Here is a 20,116-nt window from a genome sequence, read left to right as displayed (position 1 = left end):
CAGGTTCATGCCAACCCGCGCGAACACCCTGACGACGCCCCCGTCGTCGGCGGAGGTCGCACCGCAGGACGGGGGCGCGCCCACGCCGCCCCCGTCCTCGCCGCGCCGACGCCCGCGGGCCTCCTCCCGGTGGCCCGCCCGCCTCGAGATCGCCCTGCTCGTGGGCCCCGCCGCCCTCTTCTTCGTCGGGTTCGTCATCTTCCCGGTGGCGATGGCGGCGTATTACGGCTTCTTCCGCTGGAGCGGCTACGGCCCCGCCACCGACTTCGTCGGCCTGCAGAACTACGTCGTCATCCTCACCGACCCGCAGTTTCAGGAGGCGCTCGGCCACAACGCGTTCATCGTGGTGGCCTCCCTCGTGCTGCAGGGGCCGGCGGCGATCCTGCTCGCGCTGCTGCTCAACCGCCGGATGCGGGGGCAATCGCTCATCCGGGTGCTGATCTTCGTGCCGTACGTGATCTCCGAGGTGGTCGTGGGCACCGGGCTGAGCCTCATGCTGCAGACGCAGGGCGCGCTCAACGGCATGCTCGAGAGCCTGGGCCTGGGCACCCTCGCGCAGGACTGGCTCGCCGACCCCGACATCGCCATCTGGACGCTGATGGCCATCCTCACCTGGAAGTACATCGGCTTCGCCGTCATCCTCTTCCTCGCCGGCCTCCAGGGCATCCCCGAAGAGCTCTACGAGGCGGCCGCCCTCGACGGCGCCTCGTTCTGGCAGATCCAGCGCCGCATCGCACTGCCGCTGCTGGCCCCCACGCTGCGCATCTGGGCGTTCCTGTCGATCATCGGCGCCCTGCAGCTGTTCGACCTGGTCTACATCATCTGGGGGCAGTACATCGCCTCCACCGCGGGCACCTCCACGATGGTCACCTACATGGTCGCCAACGGCCGCAACGCGGGAGCGTTCGGCTACGGCAACGCCGTCGCGGTGGTGCTGTTCCTCATCTCCCTCGTCGTCGCCCTGATCTATCAGCGCTACGTGCTGCGCCGCGACACCGACGGCGCCCTCACCGACAGGCCCACCCGATGACCGCCCTCGCCGCCTCCCCCCGCTCCGCGCCCGAGCGCTCCGCCCCGCCCCGGCGCGGGCCCCGCCCCATCCGGTGGTCGACGCCCGTCGTGGGGTTCGTCGCCCTGCTGGTGATCGCGCTGATGCTCGCCCCGATCCTCTACATCGTGATCGGCGGCTTCCGCACCAACGCGCAGATCACCGTCGACCCGGCGGGCTGGCCCGACCCGTGGGTGGGCAAGAACTACCTCGACGTGCTCGCCGGGCCGGTCTTCTGGCGCGAGGTGCTCAACTCCACCATCGCCGCCGTGGCGACCACGGTCGGCGTGGTCGTGCTGGGGCTGATGGCCGCCTACCCCCTCGCCCGCTACCGCTTCCGCGGCCGCGGCGCCCTGTATGCCCTCTTCGCCGCGGGCCTCATGTTCCCGCTGACCGTCGCGATCACCCCGCTGTACATCGTCGTGCGCTCGCTCGGTCTGATGAACTCGCTCACCGGCGTGATCCTGCCCCAGATCGCCTTCGCGCTGCCGACGACGATCATCATCCTGGTACCGTTCCTGCGGTCCATCCCCGCCGAGATCCAGGAGGCCGCCTTCATCGACGGATGCAGTCGCCTCGGGTTCTTCTGGCGGATGGTGCTGCCGCTCGCGCTGCCCGGTGTCATCACCGTCGGCATCCTCGCCTTCATCGGCAGCTGGAACAGCTACCTGCTGCCGCTGTACATCCTCAACGACCAGTCCACCTTCACCCTGCCGCTCGGTGTGCAGGCGTTCTCGTCGCAGTACTCCGTCGACACCGCCAAGGTGTTGGCGTTCACATCTCTGTCGATGATCCCCGCGCTCGTGTTCTTCAGCGTCTTCGAGCGGCGGATCGTCGGCGGGCTGACCGGAGCGGTGAAGGGATGAACGTGTCGGAACGCGTCGAAGCGATCGTGTCGGGGATGAGCCGAGAGGAGAAGCTCGCCCAGCTGGTGGGCTACTGGGTCGATCAAGACGGCGTGGTGGTCGCCCCGATGGCGGGCGAGATGGTCAGCAGCACGCGCTACGAGGATGCCACCGTCCACGGCATCGGACACCTCACGCGCGTCTACGGCACCCGCCCCGTCGACCCCGTCGAACGCGCCGGGTGGCTGTGGGCCGAGCAACGTCGACTGCGCACGCGCACGCGCGCCGGCATCCCCGCGATCGTCCACGAGGAGTGCCTCACGGGGCTGGCGGCGTGGAAGGCGGCGACCTTCCCGACCCCGTTGGCGTGGGGCGCCGCTTTCGACGCCGACCTCGTCGAGGAGATGGGGCGGGCGATCGGCGCGTCGATGCGCGAGCTCGGCATCCACCAGGGGCTCGCCCCCGTGCTGGACGTGGTGCGCGACCCCCGGTGGGGGCGGGTCGACGAGTGCATCGCCGAAGACCCGTACGTCGTCGGCACCATCGGCACCGCCTACGTGCGCGGACTGCAGGACGGCGGCGTGCACGCCACCCTCAAGCACTTCGTCGGCTACTCGGCCTCGCAGGCCGGGCGCAACCACGCCCCCGTGCACGCCGGGCCGCGCGAGATCGCCGACGTGTTCCTGCCGCCGTTCGAGATGGCGGTGCGCGACGGCGGCGCGCGCAGCGTGATGAACTCGTACACCGACATCGACGGCATCCCGGTGGCCTCCTCGCGCGAGCTGCTGACCGACCTGCTGCGCGGGGAGTGGGGATTCGACGGCGTCGTGGTCTCGGACTACTTCGCCGTCAACTTCCTGCACACCACGCACGGCATCGCCGCCGACCTCGGCGAGGCGGCGGTGCTGGCCCTTGAGGCCGGGGTGGATGTGGAGCTGCCCACCGGCGACGCCTTCGCCGGCCCGCTGCGGGCGGCGATCGAGCAGGGCCGGATCGACGAGCAGCTGATCGACACCGCGGTGCGACGGGTGATCGCCCAGAAGGAGGAGCTCGGCCTGCTCGATGAGACCTTCGAGACGCCGCCGACCCGCATCGACCTCGACAGCCCCGTGCACCGGGGCATCGCCCGCCGCCTGGCCGAGCAATCGGTCGTGCTGCTCACCAACGACGGCATCCTGCCCCTCGGCGGGGAGGACGGTCGGCGTCTGGCCGTGATCGGCCCCAACGCCGCGGCGGCCGAGGCGCTGATGGGGTGCTACTCGTTCGCCAACCACGTGCTCGCCCACCACCCGGGGCATCCGATGGGGTTCGAGATCCCCGATGTGCTCACGGCGCTGCGCGGCGAGATGCCGCGCGCCGGCATCACCGTGCACCCCGGATGCGACGTCGAAGGGGCCGACCGCTCCGGCATCCCGGATGCCGTCGAGGCGGCCGCGTCGGCCGATGCGGCCATCGTGGTGGTCGGCGACCGCGCCGGCCTGTTCGGCCGCGGCACCGTCGGCGAGGGCAACGACGTCGAGAGCCTCGAACTGCCCGGCGTGCAGCGGGACCTCGTCGAGGCGGTGGTCGCCACGGGGACGCCGGTGGTGCTGGTCGTGCTGTCGGGCCGCCCCTACACAATCGACTGGGCCATCGAGGGTCCGCATCGCCCCGCCGCCGTGGTGCAGGCCTTCTTCCCCGGCGAGGAGGGCGGGGCCGCCATCGCCGGAGTGCTGTCGGGGCGGCTGTGCCCCTCGGGGCACCTGCCGGTCTCCCTCCCCCGGTCGGCCGGCGCGCAGCCCTACTCCTACCTGCACCCGCTGCTCGGCGGGTCGTCGGGGGTGACGAGCGCCCACAGCACGCCGACGCTGCCCTTCGGGCACGGCCTGTCGTACACGACGTTCGCGCGCACCGACCTGACGGCGCCGGCCGAGGCCGACACGGGTGCGACGTTCACGGCATCCGTCGAGGTGACCAACACCGGCGACCGGGCCGGGGTCGACCTCGTGCAGCTCTACGCCCGCGACGTGCACGCGAGCGTCGTGCGCCCCGTCGCGCAGCTGGTGGCCTACCAGCGCGTGGCCCTGCAGCCGGGAGAGTCGGCGATCGTCGAGTTCGCCGTGCCGCCCACGCGGTTCGCCTTCACCGGCCGCGCCGGGGCGCGCATCGTCGAGCCCGGCGACATCGAGCTGTGGGTCGGCGGCTCGTGCGCCGACCGCGAGACCGAGACGACCGTCACCCTGACCGGGCCGGTGTACACCCCGACGCCCGCCGACGCCCGCCTGGCCCCCGCCGCCATCCGCACCCGCGTCAGCTGACCTTGGCCGGATCCGGGGCCCGGCGGGCGTGGCCGGGTTCCGGGGCCCGGCGGGCGTGCGGCACGGATAGTCTGATCAGGCTGAATACGTCTATGGGGAGTCCGGTGTGACGACGACGATCGAAGAACGGGTGCGCGTCGAGGCGATCGCGCGCTACGACGTGCTGACCGGACCGGCCGAGCCCGACCTCGAAGGCCTCGTGCAGCTGGCCGCCAGCCTGTGCGCCGTGCCGAAGGCCGTGATCAACATCATCGACGAGCGCCACCAGCACCAGGTGGCCGCCGTCGGCTTCGAACCCGACGTGTGCTCCCGCGAAGACTCCATGTGCACCGTCGTGCTGACCGAGAAGCGCCCCATCTCAGTCTCCGACGCGCGCATCGACGCGCGCTTCGCATCGAACCCGTTCGTCACCGGCGAGATCGCGCACGTGCGCTTCTACGCCTCGAGCCCGCTGCGCACGCCCGAGGGCGTCATCATCGGCACGCTGTGCGTGTTCGACGACGAGACCGGCGAGCTCGCCCCGTCGCAGAGCGAGGGACTCAACCTGCTCGCCCACCAGGTGGTCGACGTGCTCGAGCTGCGCCGGCTCACCCGCGAGCTCGGCCGCTCCAACGAGCAGCTCGCCTCGTTCGCGGGCCGCGTGAGCCACGACCTCCGCAATCCGCTCACCGCGCTGGTCGGCTACCTCGAGATCGCCGCCGACAGCCCCGACATGGCCGCCGCCCCCGGCGCCGCGCGCGCGATCGCCCAGGCCGAGGGGGCCGCGGGACGCATGACCGACATGGTCACCGACCTGCTCGACTACGCCCGCGTCGGCGGCGCCCACCCCAAGCGCACCGAGGTCGCGCTGTCCGAGATCCTCGGCGGCGCGCTCGGCGACCTGGATGCCGCGATCCGCGCGGCAGGCGCCACCATCGTCGTCGACGCGGATGCCACGGTCACCGGCGACCCGACGCTGTTGCGGGTGCTGTTCCAGAATCTCCTCGCCAACGCGCTCAAGTTCGCCCCGGCCGCCGGCGCCGCCCCGTTCATCGAGGTCACCGCCGAGTCCGACCCGCTGGGCTGGCGCATCACGGTCGACGACAACGGACCGGGCGTGCCCGAGGCCGAGCGCGAGAGCGTGTTCGATCTGCTCACCCGGGGCAGCGACACCGCGGCCCCCGGCCTCGGCATCGGCCTGTCGACATGCCGTCACATCGTGCACGCGCACGGCGGCCACATCGGCATCGAGGAGTCCCCCGCCGGCGGCGCCCGCGTGTGGATCCTCCTCCCCCACACCCCCGCCTGACCGCCGCTCCCCCTCCCGGATGCCGCGGCATCCGCCCCGTCACGCCGCGCCCCGTCGCGCCCCGTCGCGCCCCGCCCCGTCACGCCCCGTCGGCCCCGCCCCGTCGCCGAGAGAACACCTGGGCGCCGAGGGAACGGTCGACACCCGTTCTCTCGGCGCCCCGTTGTTCTCTCGCGGCCGCGCCACCCGCGCCGGACCCGTCAGGCGACCGACAGCGGGGCGGTGACCACCAGCTCGTCGGCGGAGGGGCCGGCGGCGATCTCGTAGGTGCCGGGCTGCACGCGCAGCGCGCCCTCGTGCAGCCAGTCGGCGGGGGCGCCCGGCAGGCGCAGCGCCCCGTCCCACACGGCCAGCCGCTCCACGGCGAACGGCACCGCGACTGCGCGGGCCTCGCCGGGCTCCAGCCGCACGCGCGCGTAGCCGAGCAGCAGGCGGCGCGGGGCGGCGATCGGCAGCTCGGGCGCGAGCGCGTACACCTGCACGAGCTCGTCGACGGCACGATCGCCAGTGTTGCGCACCGACACCGTCGCGGTGACGACGTGCTCGTCGGGGCGGGCGGCGAGCGCCGGATGCCGGTGCGTCGGGGCGGGGGCGGGCACCGAGTCCGCGTCGAGCGCGACTGCCTCGTAGGTCACCTCGCCGTAGGTGAGGCCGTGCCCGAACGCGAACGCGTAGGGCTCGGGCTGGTGCCGGTAGGTGGCCTGCTGGCGCTGCGTGTCGTAGTCGAACAGGTCGCCGGCCTGGTCGGGGTCGGCGGGCCACGACTGGGCGAGGCGGCCGACCGGCTCGCGGTCGCCCGAGAGCACGTCGGCCACGCCGTGGCCGAGCTCCTGCCCGCCGTGGCTCGACCAGACGACCGTCTCGGCGCCCCCGGCCTCGGCCAGCACGTACGGGAAGCTCGAGACGATCGTGAGGATGCTGCGCGGGTTGACCCCGCGGGCGGCCCGCCACACGTCGGTGAGCGCGGTGGGCAGCAGCAGGTGCGGGCGGTCGGCGGTCTCGCGCCCCGACAGGTGCGGGTCGTTGCCGACGGCGACGATCACGACGTCGGCGGCGGTGGCGGCGGTGGCGACGACCTCGAGCCCCGTGGTGACGGTCTCGGCCTCGAAGCGTGCGGCGTCGTCGAGGGTGACAGCCTCGGCCACCAGCAGCCCCACCTCGCGCACCACGCGCACCCAGCGCCCGGAGCCCAGGTGCAGCAGCGACCAGGTGCCGTCGGCGTGCACGTGCCGGCGGAAGCTCTCCTGCACGACCCAGCCGCCGACGCGGTCGGCATCGGCCCGCATGGGCCAGGCGCCGCCGGTGAGCAGGCGGCCGCTCGCGCCGGAGCGGAGGGTGAGGATGCCGTCGCCCCAGTCGGTCACGTCGAACAGGGTCGCCGCGGTGCGCTCGGCGGCGACCGCGTCGACGCGGGCACCGTCGGCGCTGGCGGCGACGTAGCCCGACGCGGCGCGCAGGGCCACGGTGTCGGCGCCGGTGACGACCTCGACACGCGCCTGCGGGTAGCGCTCGGCGATGCCCTGGGCGATGCCGACCATGTAGGGCGGGGTGCCCGAGTACCAGTCGGTGAGCACGAGGTCGGCCATCGGCCCCACCACCGCGATCGAGGCGGGCTCTGTCAGCGGCAGCACGGCGGCGTCGTTGCGCAGCACGACCACCTGCCGGGCCACGGCCTCGCGGGCGAGCTCGCGGGCGGCGGGGGTGTCGAGGTCGGCGGCGACGATGCCGGCGTAGGGGTCGGCGTCGCCGTCGAACTCGCCGGTGCGCACCCGCATCTCCAGCAGCCGCTGCACGGCCTGGTCGACCTCTGCCTCGGAGAGCAGGCCCTGCGCCAGCGCGGCGGTGACGTAGTCGATCGTCGGCTGGGCGTTCTGGTCGTTGTCGGTGAACGAGTCCATGCCCGAGCGCACGAGCGCGGCGGCGCCGTGCACCTGGTCGGGCTGGGCGCCCTGGATGGTGACGAGGAACGTGGGCGCACCGGCATCCGACACGATCGCGATCGACTCGTCGGTCCACGTGCGCGCCTCGGCGACGAGCTCGGGCTGGGTGTGGGCGGGCACGCCGTTGACCTGGTTGTAGGCGAGCATCATGCTGCCGGCGACCTTCTGCTCGATCGCGTCGCGGAAAGCGGGCAGCTCTTCTTCGTGCAGGGTGCGCAGCGACATCTCCGACGAGGTCGCCGAGCGGTCGGTCTCGTTGCTGTACCCGAGGAAGTGCTTGAGCGAGGGCACCGTCTTCCACACCCGCTCGTGGTCGCCGCGCAGCCCCCGACTGTAGGCGGCGCCGAGCTGGCCGGTGTAGTGCGGATCTTCGGAGTAGCCCTCTTCGTTGCGTCCCCAGAGCGGATGCCGGAGCGTGTTGACCACCGGCGCCCAGACGTTGAGTCCGACGTTGGCGCCGTCGGCGCGCTTGGCGCGCACCTCGGTGGCCACGACCTCGGCGACCTGCGTGACGAGCTCGGGGTCCCACGCGGCGGCCAGGCCCACCGGCTGCGGGAACACCGTGGCGGTGCCCACCCACGCCAGGCCGTGCAGCGCCTCGCAGCCGGTGTGGAACCGCGCGATGCCGAGGCGGTCGATGGCCGGCATGGCCTGGTGCAGCAGCGCGATGCGCTCCTCGCGGCTGAGCCGGCCGAGCAGGTCTTCGGCCCGCGCGGCGACGGGCAGGTCGGTGCGCCGGAAGGCCTCGCCGCTCATGCGCCGGCCTCCCCCGCGACCTCGATCGAGATCTCGCCGGCGCCGTCGGCGGTGGCGACCGCGTCGCCGGCCTGCAGGCTCCAGCCGGCGTGGGCGTCGGTGGAGGATGCCGTGATGCGACCCCCCTCGCGCCGCACGCGGAACGTGGTGGCGGGCGCGCCGTCGAGGCCGGGGACGACCGTCTCGGCGTCGTAGCCGTCGGGCAGCTCGAAGCAGCGCAGCGTCACCCCGTCGGCCCAGTCGTAGTCGGGCCGCGCCTCGGAGGCGCCCCACGGCAGCACCGTGCCGGGCCGCACCCGCAGCGGCACCGAGTCGTAGCCGTGCTGCTCGCTCACCCAGCGGCGGCCGTCGGCGACGTCGCCGTGCAGCAGCGAGGTCCACCGGCCCTCGGGCAGGTAGTACTCCACCGACCCGTCGGCGGTGAACACCGGCGCGACCAGCAGGCTGTCGCCCAGCAGGTACTGCACGTCGGCGTCGTGGGTCGTGCGGTCGCCCGGGAACTCGAGCACGAGCGGACGCATCATCGGGATGCCGTCGGTGTGGGCCTCTTCGGCCACGCGGGCCAGGTACGGCATGAGGCGCAGCTTGAGCGTCGTGAACCGGCGCGTGACCTCGACGGCCTCGTCGTCGAAGGCCCACGGCACCCGGACGGTGCCCGAGCCGTGCAGGCGCGAGTGCGAGGAGAGCAGACCGAAGGCCAGCCAGCGCTTGAACACCCCGGCATCCGGGGTGCCCTCGAAGCCGCCGATGTCGTGGCTCCAGTAGCCGAAGCCGCTCATCGCCAGCGACAGGCCGCCGCGCAGGGTCTCGGCCATCGACAACAGCGTGGAGTCGTTGTCGCCGCCCCAGTGCACCGGGAACTGCTGACCGCCCGCGGTGGCCGACCGCGCGTACAGCACGGCCTGCCCGGCACCGAGCTCCTCCTCGAGTACGCGGAAGACGACCTCGTTGTACAGCTGCGGGTAGTAGTTGTGCATGCGCTGCGGGTCGGAGCCGTCGTGCCAGGCGACGCCCTCGGTGGGGATGCGCTCGCCGAAGTCGGTCTTGAAGCTGTCGACGCCCTGCGCCACGAGGGCGCGCAGGTGCCCGGCGTACCACTCGCACGCGTCGGGGTTCGTGAAGTCGACGATGCCCATGCCGGCCTGCCACATGTCCCACTGCCAGACGCCGCCGACGGTGGTCTTCAGCAGGTAGCCCTTCTCGGCCGCCTCGGCGAACAGCCCCGAGCGCTGCGCGATGTAGGGGTTGATCCACGCCGAGATCTTCAGGCCGCGCTCGTGCAGCCGCGCGAGCTGGCCGTCGGGGTCGGGGAAGGTGCGCTCGTCCCAGGTGAAGTCGGTCCACTGGTACTCGCGCATCCAGAAGCAGTCGAAGTGGAACACCGACAGCGGCAGGTCGCGCTCGGCCATGCCGTCGACGAACTCGGTGACCGACTGCTCGTCGTACGCGGCGGTGAACGACGTGGTCAGCCACAGGCCGAACGACCACGCCGGCACGCGGGCGGGGCGACCGGTGAGGGCGGTGTAGCGGCGCAGCACGTCTTTGGGGGCGGGGCCGGCGATGACGTAGTAGTCGAGGGTCTCGCCGGGCACCGAGAACTGCACGCGCGAGTTGACCTCCGAGCCGACCTCGAACGAGACCGCGTCGGGGCTGTCGACGAACACGCCGTAGCCGCGGCTGGTGAGGTAGAACGGCACCGACTTGTAGGCCTGCTCGCTCGAGGTGCCGCCGTCGGCGTTCCAGGTCTCGACGGTCTGGCCGTTCTTCGTGAACGCGCCGAAGCGTTCGCCGAAGCCGTAGACCCGTTCGCCCGGCTCGATCGACAGCTGCTGGTGCACCCAGCTCTGCCCGTCCCCGGTCATGTGGCCGACCGACCGCGGCAGCGAGGTGGTGAGCACCCGGTCGCCCTGCTCGAAGGCCACGTGCCACGCGCCGCCGCGGGTGACGCGCACCCGCAGGTCGCCGGCATCCAGCACGCCCTCCGACGCGTCGGCGGTGACGGCGGGCACGAAGCCCTCCTCGCCGGTGACGGCGAAGTCGGGGCCGCGGTGCACGGCGCCGGCGTGGCGCTGCACGCGCACCTTGACCACGCCCGGCGCGGGCGCCGAGAAGGTCGTGGTGATCATCGGCCGGTTGAGCGTGTCGCCGCGGTGGCGGATGGTGGCCGTCGGCGCGTAGACGGTGAGGGTGCCGGCGTCGGCGTCGGCGCGGATGTCGTCGACCTCGGCTGCGTACAGCGGGGTGATGCCGGGGCGGGTGAGCCAGTAGCCGTCGGTGAACTTCACGAGTGGTGCCTTTCCATCAGTACTCGCGCGTCCCAGGGGGCGATCGTCACGAGGTTGTCCGTCGTCTCGTCGGTGAGCAGGTCGACCCACTCGCCGGGCACCCGCACCTGGGCGGGTGTGTCGCCGCGGTTGAGGAGGAACAGCGCGTCGCCGCGCCGCACCGCCTCGACGGCTGCCGTGGCAGCCTCGGCGGAAGGTTCGGGCCGGATGCCGTCGACGCCGGCCGCGGCGAGGGCCTCGGCCAGCACGGCATCCAGCAGGTCGTCGCCGAGCACGGCGCCCACATACCAGGCGGAGCCCGCGCCGGCGGCGTTGCGGGTGACGACGGGGCGACCGGCGAGGTCGCCGTCGGCGAAGCTCGCGAGCACCTCGGCGCCGTCGCTGCGGAGCTTCTCGGCGAGGATGCCGGCGGTGGCCGCCCCGGCGACGGTGAGACCGGCGAGATCGACGGCCGCACCGGCATCCGGCAGACCCGCCCACTCCTCGCCGCTGGCGCCGACCAGGCCCCGCAGCTGCACGGGCGAGCGCCCCTGCAGGATGTGGCCGTTGACGTCGGCGACGCCGCTGAAGGGTCCGATGACCACCTGCGCGCCGTGCTCGGCGGCGGCGATGAGCGCCGCGGCGGCGGGGGGTTCGAGCACGTAGCTGTGCGGCACGACGACGAGGTCGTAGCCGGTGAGGTCGGCGCCGTGGGCCACGACGTCGACCGGTACGTTGCGCCGCCACAGCGACCGGTACCAGCGCTGCACCTGCTCGAGGGTCGTCAGGCGCGTGGTGGGGCGGGCGGGCTCGTCGGCGGCCCACCACGACGACCAGTCGAACAGCAGCGCGGTGCGCGCGGCGACCCGGCTGCCGACGACCGGGCGCAGCCGCTGCAGGTCGGCGCCCTGCCGGCACACACCGGCGAACACCTCGGTGTCGGCCCCGGCGTGCGGCAGCATGCCGGAGTGGAAGCGCTCGGCGCCGGCCCGGGACTGGCGCCACTGGAAGAAGCTGATGCCGTCGGCGCCGCGGGCGACCGCCTGCAGCGAGTCGAGACGGGCGCGGGCGGGGGTCTTGGGGAGGTTGTGGCCGCGCCACTGCACGGCGCTGATGGCCTGCTCCATGAGCACCCACGGCGCCCCGCCGCCGAGGCCCCGCATGAGGTCCTGCGCGAACGCGATGTCGGCGGGGGCGTCGGGGTCGGCCGGGTCGGGGTACTGGTCGTCGCTGATGACGTCGACCTCGTCCGCCCACGACCAGTAGTCGGCGTGATGGAACGGCCCCATGAAGTTGGTGGTGATCGGCTGGTGGGCGCCGGTGTCGCGGATGGCGTCGCGCAGCTCGAGGTAGCACGCGCGCAGCTCGTCGGAGGTGTAGCGGCGGAAGTCGAGCGACTGCGTGGGGTTGATCAGGTAGGGCGCCCGGCGCGGCGGCAGGATCTCGTCGAAGTCGGCGTAGCGCTGCGACCAGAACGCCGTCGCCCACGCCTCGTTGAGGGCCTCGATGGTGCCGTAGCGCGCGCTCAGCCAGTCGCGGAACGCGCGGGCCGCCTCGTCGCCGTAGTCGAGCTGGCCGAACTCGTTGCCCACGTGCCACATGCGCACGGCGGGGTGGTCGCGGTAGCGCTCGGCGAGGTCGCGGGTGATGGCCAGCGCGGCCTCGCGGTAGACGCGCGAGGCGGGGGCGAACTGGTTGCGGGAGCCGGCGACGAGCCGCACGCCGTCGGGGTCGACGGGGAGGGTCTCGGGGTGGCGCACCCCCAGCCACGGCGGCGGCGAGGCGGTGGGCGTGGCGAGGTCGACCGAGATGCCGCCGGCGTGCAGCAGGTCGAGCACCTCGTCGAGCCAGCCGAACTCGCGCGCACCGGGGGTGGGCTCGAGCATCGCCCAGCTGAACACGCCGACGGTGACCACGTTGACGCCCGCGCGCTGCATGAGCTCGACGTCTTCGCGCCAGGTGTCGCGCGGCCACTGCTCGGGGTTGTAGTCGCCGCCAAAGAGGATGCCGCGCTCGGCCGTCAGGGCGTCGAACGCGCGCGCGCCGGCGGGGCGCTCACCGGGGGTGCGGGGGCTGTCTGGCATGAAACGTCCGGCCTTGGTCGTATCCGAGTGCGCCGCAGTGCTCTCCGCCGAGCCGTGCTCATCGTCGGGCATTGTCGAAGCGCTTCAACAATTTCACCATATACTAGCCACAACGACACCGCCGGTGGGGACCGCCGGCACATCTGGCACGGCGCCTTCCCGCCGACGCACCGAAGGAGGACGAGGATGTCCGCGCAGTCCACATCCGCCCTCCACACGCTGCGTTTCCGCGGCCCCGCCGAGCGCTGGACCGACGCGTTGCCGGTGGGCAACGGCATCCGCGCCGCGATGTGCGAAGGGCGCCGGGGCGGCGAGCGCCTCTGGCTCAACGACCTGGCCGCCTGGTCGGGGCGACCGGATGCCGACGCGCTGGCGACCATCGACGACCGCGACCGCGGACCGGCCGCCCTCGCCGCCATCCGTGCGGCGATCGACGCCGGCGACATCGCCACGGCCGAGCGGCTCATCCAGCGCCAGCAGGCGCCGTGGGCGCAGGCCTACCTGCCCCTCGGCTGGCTCGACCTCGAGGTGACCGGCGCCGGCGCCGGCGGCGACCACGTGCGGGCGCTCGACCTCGGCACGGCCGTCGCCCTCCATCTCTACGGCGCCGACGGCGACGGCGTGCGCCACGAGACCTGGGCCGACCGCGTCAGCGGCGCGATCGTGCACCGCATCACCGCCGACCGGCCGGTGCGCGTGCGGGTGCGGGTCGGCAGTCTGCTGCGTGCCGCGGCTGACGAGTCGGCGGCGACGGGTCCGGTGCTCGTCGGGCGCTGGATGCTACCGGTCGACGTCGCGCCCGGCCACGAGCAGCCGCCCGAGCCGGTGCGCTACGACCCGGCCGCCTCCCGCTTCGGGGCCATCGCCGTCACGGCATCCACCCCGCACACGATCACGGGCGGCACGCTCGAGACGGCCCCGGCGACCGTGCACGTCGTCACGGTCGGCACCGGCGTCTCGCCCTCGCTCCCCGGCGACCCCGACGACGGCGCGGATGCCGCGGCGCGCGCCCGCGCGATCGCCGCCGCCCCCGTCGACATGCCCGCCCACCTGGCCGCCCACCGCGCGCAGTACCTGCGGTGCACGCTGGAGGTGCCCGTCACCCCCGAGGAGGCGGCGCAGGATACCGACGAGCGGATCGCGCGCGCCGACGGGTCGCCGTCGCCGGCGCTGGCGGCGCTCGCGTTCCACTACGGCCGCTATCTGCTCATGGCCTCGTCGCAGCCGGGCGGCCTGCCGCTGAACCTGCAGGGCATCTGGAACGCCGAGCTGCCCGGCCCCTGGTCGAGCGCGTACACCAGCAACATCAACCTGCAGATGGCCTACTGGCCGGCCGAGGTCACCGGCCTCGGCGAGTGCCACGAGCCGCTGCTGCGGTTCGTGCGCCGCGTGGCGGCCACCACCGGCCCCGAGATCGCGCAGACCCTGCACGGCGTCGACGGGTGGGCGATGCACCACAACTCCGACGCGTGGGGCTTCGCGGCCCCGGTGGGCGCCGGTCACGGCGACCCCGCCTGGGCGTTCTGGCCGTGGGGCGGGGTGTGGCTCGTGCTCCACCACGCCGATGCGTTCGCGTTCCGCGGCGACCTCGACGAACTGCGCGCGGCCTGGCCGGCGCTGGCGGGCGCGGCCCGGTTCGTGCTGTCGTGGGTGGGCACCGACGGCGAGCGCGCGTGGACGAGCCCGTCGACCTCGCCCGAGAACAGCTACCTCGACGCCGACGGCACCCCGCGGGCCGTCGCGGTGTCGTCGACGATGGACGTCGCGCTGGTGCGCGAGCTCGCCCGCGTGTGCGCGGAGGCGGCGGTCGCGCTGGGCCTGCGGGGCGACGGTGCGGCGGGCGGGGCGGATGCCGTGGGTGCGGGCACCGACGCGGGTGCGGGTTCTGGCGCCGCCGCTGGCTCTGATGTCGGCGCCGGCTCTGATGCCGGAGCGGACTCCACCGACACGGCGTGGATCGACGAGCTGGCCGCGGTCGCGGCGCGGCTGCCCGGTCCGCAGATCGACGACGCCGGGAGGGTGCAGGAGTGGGACCGGCCGCGCCGCGAGGCCGAGCCGGAGCACCGCCACCTGTCGCACCTGATCGGCCTGTACCCGTTCGCCCAGATCACCCGCGAGTCGACGCCCGAGCTGGCGGATGCCGCCGCGGCATCCATTCTCGGGAGGGGACCGGAATCGACCGGGTGGGCGCTCGCCTGGCGGGCGGCCATGTGGGCGCGGCTGCGCGACGGCGCCCGCGTCGCCGAGCTCGTCGGCCGGGCCCTGCGGCCCGTGCCCACGGCGGGCGAGGCCGGCGGCGAGCACCGCGGCGGGGTGTACCGCAACCTGTTCGCCGCGCATCCGCCGTTCCAGATCGACGGCAACCTGGGGCTCACCGCCGCGATCGCCGAGGCCCTCGTGCAGTCGCACGACGGCACCCTGCGGCTGCTGCCAGCCCTGCCCCCCGCGTGGACCGAGGGCCGGGTCACCGGCATCCGGGCCCGCGGCGGGTACACCGTGGATGTGGAATGGGCCGCGGGAGCCGTCGTGCGTGCACGCGTGCACGCCACACGCCGGGGTACGGTCGAAGTGACCGGGCCCGGCATCGACAACGTCCGGCACGACGTGCATCCGCACGAGCCGACGATCATCGAAGCCAAGGAGGCCGGATGACCACGATCGCCGATGTCGCCCACGCGGCAGGGGTCTCGATCTCGACCGTCTCGTATGTCATGAGCGGCAAGCGCACCATCTCGCAGGAGACGCGCCTGCGCGTGGAGCAGGCCATCGCCGAGCTGTCGTACAGCCCGCATGCCAGCGCGCGGTCGCTCGCCTCGCGGGCGACGAACGTCATCGGCCTGCAGGCGCCGCTGCGCTCCGGCGTCGACGTGAACGTCGTGATGCAGATCGTCGCCGGGATCGTGCGCGAGGCGCGCGCGTTCCAGTACGACATCCTGCTGCTCACCAGCGACGACGCCGCCGGCCTCGAGCGCGCCGCCCGCGCCTCGGCGGTGGACGCGCTGCTGGTGATGGACATCGAGTCGCACGACCCGCGTCTGTCGTCGCTGGGCGCCCTGGCGACCCCGAGCGTGCTCATCGGACTGCCCGACGGCGCCGGCGCGGTGCCGTGCGTCGACTTCGACTTCGAGAGCGCCGGACGTCTGGCCGCGCACCGGCTCGCCGAGCTCGGCCACACCCGCATCGCTCTGCTGGGCGCGCCCGCCGAGGTGCTCGAGCGGCACACGTCCTACGCCGAGCGCCTCACCCGGGGCTTCCTCGCCGGCTGCGCCGAGCGCGGCATCACCGGCACGGTGCACGCCACCCCCAGCTCGGGTGCGAGCGTCGACGTCGTGCAGCAGGTCGCCGCCGACGCCGAGGTCACCGCGTTCTTCGTGCACAACGAGGCCGCCCTCCCCCACGTCATGGGACGCCTCGCGCGCATCGGACGCGAGCGCGGCACCCACGCCGACGTCATCGCCCTGGCCCCCGCCGACCTCGCCCAGTCGGTCAGCGGACTCACCGACGCCATCGACATCCCCGCCGAAGAGCTCGGCCGGGCCGCCGCCCGCGTCGTGCAGGAGCTGCTGGCCGGCGGCGAGACGCCGCGCGTGCAGCTGCTGCCGCCGCGGCTCGCCTCGGCATCCGACTCCCCCCTCGGCGTGCCGGCCTGATCATGCAGATCAACGTCTACGGCCGCACCTACGGCGGGCTCTCGGCCTTCATCGCCTTCGTCGCCCTCAACCTGATGTACATCGTCACCTGCATCCCGCTGGTCACGATCCCCGCCGCCACGAGCGCGCTCTACGAGGTGACGATTCGCTACTCCGACGACGAGAGCGGACGCCCCGTCGCCGACTACTTCCCCGCCTTGGTGCGCAACTTCCCGCGCGCGACGCTGCTCGGACTGTCGCTGCTCATCCCGTTCGTGCTGCTCGCGTTCTCGACGGCGTTCTGGGCGGCCAGCCCCGAACCCCTCGCGATCGGAGCCGTCATCGTCTCGGCCGCCGGCGCCCTCTACTTCTTCGCGGCGTTCCTGCACGCGATGGCCCTCACCGCGAAGTTCCGCAACAGCTTCCGCCAGACCCTCAAGAACGCGCTGCTGCTGCCCGCCGCCGAGCCCGTCCGCACCTTCGGCATCCTCATCATCCCGGCGACCGTCTTCGCGATCACCGTGCTGTTCCCGGTGTTCTGGGTGATCGTCGTCACCATCGCCTTCTCGGTGGGCGCCTACGCCACCGCGTTCCTGTTCCGCTCCGTCTACGCCCGCTACGACGCCGCCGTCGTCGACGAGGACATCACCGGCGCCGAGCGGGAGTAGGTCGGGCGGGGGTGGGGGGCGGGTCTGGGTCTGGTCGGGGTCTGAGGTCGCGTCGGCGGGGCGGGTCCCGCAGACAGCGGGTGCGGCGCCCGGAACCCACCAGTCGCGTGACGCGGCCCGAGGGCGTGTCCCGCAAGTAGCTGGTGCGAGGCCCTCAAACCACCGTTTGCGTGACCTGCCCCAGAGCGCGTCCCACAAACGGCGGGTGCGAGGCCCTGAACCCACCGGTTGCGTGACGCGACCTAAACGCATGTCCCACAGAATGCGGATGCGACAGCCCCAACCCACAGGTTGCGTGACCCGCCCCAACACCACGTCCCACAAACGGCGGGTGCGAAGGCCCCAAGCCACAGGTCGCGTGACCTGCCCCAACACCACGTCCCACAAACGGCGGATGCGACGGCTCGAAGCGCAGGTTGCGTGACCGCCCGGGGAGTATGTCCCGCACAGGGCGACTGCGGGGGCCGGACCCACCGATCGCGTGACGCGCCCCAAGAGCACGTCCCACAAATGGCGGATGCGACGGCCTCAACCCACCGGTCGCGTGACCCGCCCCGACACCACGTCCCGCAGCATGCGGATGCGAGGGCCTCGACGCGCAGGTTGCGTGACCCGCCTGGAGGTCATGTCCCAAAGATGGCGAATGCGAGGCCCGAACCCACCGGTTGTGCATCCGCCCCGACAGCACGTCCCACAAACGGCGGATGCGGCGGCCTCAACCCACCGGTCGCGTGACCCGCCCCGACACCACGTCCCGCAGCATGCGAATGCGACGGCCTCGACGCGCAGGTTGCGCGACCCGCCTGGAGAGCATGTCCCGCAAGTGGCGACTGGGTGGGCCTCAACCCACCGGTCGCGTGACCCGCCCCGACGCCGTGTCCCACAAACGGCGAATGCGACGGCCTCGACGCGCAGGTTGCGCGACCCGCCTGGAGAGCATGTCCCGCAAGTGGCGACTGCATGGGCCTCAACCCACCGGACGCGTGACCCGCCCCGACACCGTGTCCCACAGAATGCGGATGCGAGGGCCTGTAGCCACCGATTGCGGGACGCATCGGCGCCATCCGCCACCGCGGGCCCACCGCTCCCGGCATCCGCGGCTCAGACCACCCCTCGGAGGCGGCGACCGCGGCGGGGGCCGCGCGCCGACGGCATCCGCAGTCTGTGCGACCCCGCCCGCCGGACCGTCCCGCAAACGACGGATGCGGCAGCCCGAGCCCGCAGTTCGCGGGACCCGCCCACGCACCATGTCCCCCAAACAGCGCCCCGCAGCCTCAGCACCCGCAGATCGCGGGACCCACCCCTCTCTCCCGTCCCGCAAACGGCACCCCACCCACCCGAGCACCCGCACTCTCCGGGACCCGCCCCGACCCCGCGTCCCGCAAACCGCAAACCGCAAACCGCAAACCGCGCGCCAACGAAACACCCCCCGAACACCCCGAAGGGCCCGGAGCCGAAGCCCCGGACCCTCCGGATGTGCAGCCGACCCGCGGGTCAGCTCACCACTGTCACTCGCCGCCGAACTCCGCAGCGATGGCGACGCGGGCGTCGTTCTGCTCCTTGGCGTTGGCCATGTCGACCTCGAGCACCTTGTCGTAGCCGAGGCCCGACGCGGTGTCCTGCATCTCCTTGAGCAGCGACTCGAACTGGGCGTCGCTGGTGGCGAAGACCATCTGCCACGAGTACTGCACGATGACGGCCTTGACCTGGTTGCGCAGCGTCTCGATCTCCGACGTGTCGGCGGGGGCCGCGTAGCTGGCACCCGGGGCGACGGTCAGCTGGTCGCTGTTCTTCAGGTACTCCATCGTCGAGGTGGCGCCGCCCATCTGGGCCGACCAGTCCTCGGAGAGGGCGTTGGCCGTGGCCTCCTGGTACGACGGCCAGAAGGTGTAGCTGTACGGGTAGCCGGTGTCGGGGTCGACCGACACGGGGAGCACCGACGGGGCGTTGAGGGCCGAGACGCCGTCGGCGTAGTCGCCGCCGCCCCACTCCTCGGGCACGTTGGCCCCACCCTGCAGGAAGACCTCGTTGCCGAAGTCGGTCAGCTGCGGCTCACCGTCGGCGTTGAGCTCCCACGTGAGGCCCTCGGGCCCGGCCGAGCCCTGCGTCTGCGCACTGTTGGCGTAGGCGCCCTCCGACGAGTACAGCCAGTCGATGAACGCGGCGATGCGCTCCGGGTCCTCGGCCTTGGAGCCGATGGCGAAGACCTGCTTGCCGCCGTACGCCTCGGCACCGTAGGAGAAGATCTTCTGGTCGGCGACGGGGGCGATCTCGAAGCCCTTGCCGGCGGCCATGTTCTCTTCGGTGTTGTAGGCGGTCTGACCCAGCCACGGCCACCACGAGAACATGACCTGGCCGTTCTGGAACTTCGAGTACAGCGTGTCGTAGTTCTGCGTGGTCGATTCGGGGTCGACGAGGCCGAGCTTGTTGGCCTCGAAGTAGAGGCGCAGGCTGCGCACGTAGCCGCTGTCGGAGTCGAGGATCGACTGGTAGTCGGAGCCGTCGGCCTGCGCGAGGGCGAAGCCCATCTCGTCGTAGCCGTAGAACGTCGCGGGCTGCTTCGCGTTGTTCATCATGTTGCCGTCCCAGTCCTTGAACAGGGAGAAGGCGTAGGTGGGCTTGCCGTTGGGGGCGGTGGGCTCCAGGTCGTGCATCTGCTGGAGAACCGGGATGAGGTCCTCGAGCGTGCCGAGCTCCGGGTAGCCGAGCTGCTTGTAGAGGTCCCAGCGGATGAACGGGCCGAACGTCGGGTTCAGACCCTCCGACGCCTCGGTGGGCTTGAGCGAGGAGACCGAGGTCGGGAAGGCGTAGACGCCGCCCGTGTCGCCGGCGAGGTTCTGCACGGCGGCGTCGTAGGTCTCGGCGTTCTTCATGGCCGGGTAGATGTCCTTGACATCCATGACCAGGCCACCCTTGATCAGCTCGTCGAGCTTCTGACCCTTGTCGGTGATGATCATGTCGCCGAGGTCGCCGGCGGCGACGCGCGTGTTGTACAGGGTGTCTCCACCACCGGCCACGTTGGGCGCGATGATGTTGAGCTTCATGTTGAACTTGTCCTTGACGATCTTGGCGAACCAGCCCTGCTGGACCCCCATGTAGTTCGCCAGCCCGTCGAACACGTCGATCGTGATCTCGTTGTCCCACTTGTCGGGGAACTCGCTGATCGCGGTGCGGGTCGGGGCGGCAGTGCCCGAGCAGGAGGCCAAGGAGCCGGCGGTGACGATCGCTGCGACCGTCAGCACCACCTTCCGAGTGAGCTTCATTGCATTTCCTTTCTTGGTGGCCTGCGGCGGTCCG

General features: G+C 72.6%; 11 protein-coding genes. 7 read left to right on the top strand and 4 right to left on the bottom strand.

What is annotated here, in order from left to right:
• Window positions 1-7: 7 nt before the first annotated feature.
• The 4 genes from N3K63_RS13515 (at window position 8) to N3K63_RS13500 (ending at window position 5,478) form a co-directional block, all read left to right on the top strand.
• Window positions 8-1,030, top strand: coding sequence for a carbohydrate ABC transporter permease (locus N3K63_RS13515; protein WP_261580716.1), 1,023 nt, complete (start codon window positions 8-10; stop codon window positions 1,028-1,030).
• Window positions 1,027-1,914 carry a carbohydrate ABC transporter permease gene (locus N3K63_RS13510; RefSeq protein WP_261580715.1) on the top strand — a complete coding sequence of 296 codons (888 nt, stop codon included), beginning with the start codon at window positions 1,027-1,029 and terminating at the stop codon, window positions 1,912-1,914. The genes N3K63_RS13515 and N3K63_RS13510 overlap by 4 nt, the downstream gene beginning before the upstream one ends.
• Window positions 1,911-4,190 carry a beta-xylosidase/alpha-l-arabinosidase gene (locus tag N3K63_RS13505; protein WP_261580714.1) on the top strand — a complete coding sequence of 760 codons (2,280 nt, stop codon included), beginning with the start codon at window positions 1,911-1,913 and terminating at the stop codon, window positions 4,188-4,190. The genes N3K63_RS13510 and N3K63_RS13505 overlap by 4 nt, the downstream gene beginning before the upstream one ends.
• Window positions 4,191-4,296: 106 nt before the next feature.
• Window positions 4,297-5,478: a sensor histidine kinase gene (locus tag N3K63_RS13500; protein ID WP_261580713.1), complete on the top strand. Its 1,182-nt coding sequence runs from the start codon at window positions 4,297-4,299 to the stop codon at window positions 5,476-5,478.
• 200 nt (window positions 5,479-5,678) lie between these two features.
• Here the strand turns inward: N3K63_RS13500 and N3K63_RS13495 are convergent, their stop codons facing one another.
• Genes N3K63_RS13495 through N3K63_RS13485 form a run of 3 tightly spaced genes read right to left on the bottom strand, consistent with a single transcriptional unit; the run spans window position 5,679 to window position 12,522 of the window.
• Window positions 5,679-8,174, bottom strand: a complete 2,496-nt coding sequence (locus N3K63_RS13495) for a glycoside hydrolase family 3 C-terminal domain-containing protein (protein ID WP_261580712.1) — start codon at window positions 8,172-8,174, stop codon at window positions 5,679-5,681.
• On the bottom strand, window positions 8,171-10,459 hold the full coding sequence (yicI, locus tag N3K63_RS13490) for an alpha-xylosidase (protein ID WP_261580711.1): 2,289 nt from the start codon (window positions 10,457-10,459) through the stop codon (window positions 8,171-8,173). The genes N3K63_RS13495 and yicI overlap by 4 nt, the downstream gene beginning before the upstream one ends.
• Entirely contained in the window at window positions 10,456-12,522 is a 2,067-nt protein-coding gene (locus tag N3K63_RS13485) for a beta-galactosidase (protein ID WP_261580710.1), read from the bottom strand. The genes yicI and N3K63_RS13485 overlap by 4 nt, the downstream gene beginning before the upstream one ends.
• 186 nt (window positions 12,523-12,708) lie before the next feature.
• On the opposite strand from N3K63_RS13485, the gene N3K63_RS13480 reads away from it, so the two are divergent.
• The 3 genes from N3K63_RS13480 to N3K63_RS13470 are packed head-to-tail and all read left to right on the top strand — an operon-like array spanning window position 12,709 to window position 16,819.
• Window positions 12,709-15,174, top strand: coding sequence for a glycoside hydrolase family 95 protein (locus N3K63_RS13480; RefSeq protein WP_261580708.1), 2,466 nt, complete (start codon window positions 12,709-12,711; stop codon window positions 15,172-15,174).
• Complete coding sequence (locus N3K63_RS13475) at window positions 15,171-16,172, top strand: LacI family DNA-binding transcriptional regulator (RefSeq protein ID WP_261580707.1); 1,002 nt, start codon at window positions 15,171-15,173, stop codon at window positions 16,170-16,172. Before N3K63_RS13480 ends, N3K63_RS13475 begins: the two co-directional genes overlap by 4 nt.
• A 2-nt stretch (window positions 16,173-16,174) precedes the next feature.
• A complete protein-coding gene (locus N3K63_RS13470; RefSeq protein WP_261580706.1) occupies window positions 16,175-16,819 on the top strand; it encodes a YesL family protein in 645 nt (214 codons plus the stop codon).
• Between the two features lie 1,508 nt (window positions 16,820-18,327).
• Here the strand turns inward: N3K63_RS13470 and N3K63_RS13465 are convergent.
• Window positions 18,328-20,082 carry an ABC transporter substrate-binding protein gene (locus N3K63_RS13465; RefSeq protein WP_261580705.1) on the bottom strand — a complete coding sequence of 585 codons (1,755 nt, stop codon included), beginning with the start codon at window positions 20,080-20,082 and terminating at the stop codon, window positions 18,328-18,330.
• Window positions 20,083-20,116 lie beyond the last annotated feature (34 nt).

This window comes from Microbacterium festucae (genome assembly GCF_025421715.1).
GTDB classification, from domain to species: domain Bacteria; phylum Actinomycetota; class Actinomycetes; order Actinomycetales; family Microbacteriaceae; genus Microbacterium; species Microbacterium festucae.
The sequence above is the reverse complement of the archived record's forward strand: the minus strand, read 5'-3'. Positions and strand labels throughout refer to the sequence as shown.

Excerpts from the sequence above, each read along its gene's own strand:
- N3K63_RS13515 (WP_261580716.1), top strand. The coding sequence starts at position 8 with ATGCCAACCCGCGCGAACACCCTGACGACGCCCCCGTCGTCGGCGGAG.
- N3K63_RS13480 (WP_261580708.1), top strand. The coding sequence starts at position 12,709 with ATGTCCGCGCAGTCCACATCCGCCCTCCACACGCTGCGTTTCCGCGGC.
- N3K63_RS13470 (WP_261580706.1), top strand. The coding sequence starts at position 16,175 with ATGCAGATCAACGTCTACGGCCGCACCTACGGCGGGCTCTCGGCCTTC.
- N3K63_RS13485 (WP_261580710.1), bottom strand. The coding sequence starts at position 12,522 with ATGCCAGACAGCCCCCGCACCCCCGGTGAGCGCCCCGCCGGCGCGCGC.
- N3K63_RS13495 (WP_261580712.1), bottom strand. The coding sequence starts at position 8,174 with ATGAGCGGCGAGGCCTTCCGGCGCACCGACCTGCCCGTCGCCGCGCGG.
- N3K63_RS13505 (WP_261580714.1), top strand. The coding sequence starts at position 1,911 with ATGAACGTGTCGGAACGCGTCGAAGCGATCGTGTCGGGGATGAGCCGA.
- N3K63_RS13465 (WP_261580705.1), bottom strand. The coding sequence starts at position 20,082 with ATGAAGCTCACTCGGAAGGTGGTGCTGACGGTCGCAGCGATCGTCACC.
- N3K63_RS13475 (WP_261580707.1), top strand. The coding sequence starts at position 15,171 with ATGACCACGATCGCCGATGTCGCCCACGCGGCAGGGGTCTCGATCTCG.
- N3K63_RS13510 (WP_261580715.1), top strand. The coding sequence starts at position 1,027 with ATGACCGCCCTCGCCGCCTCCCCCCGCTCCGCGCCCGAGCGCTCCGCC.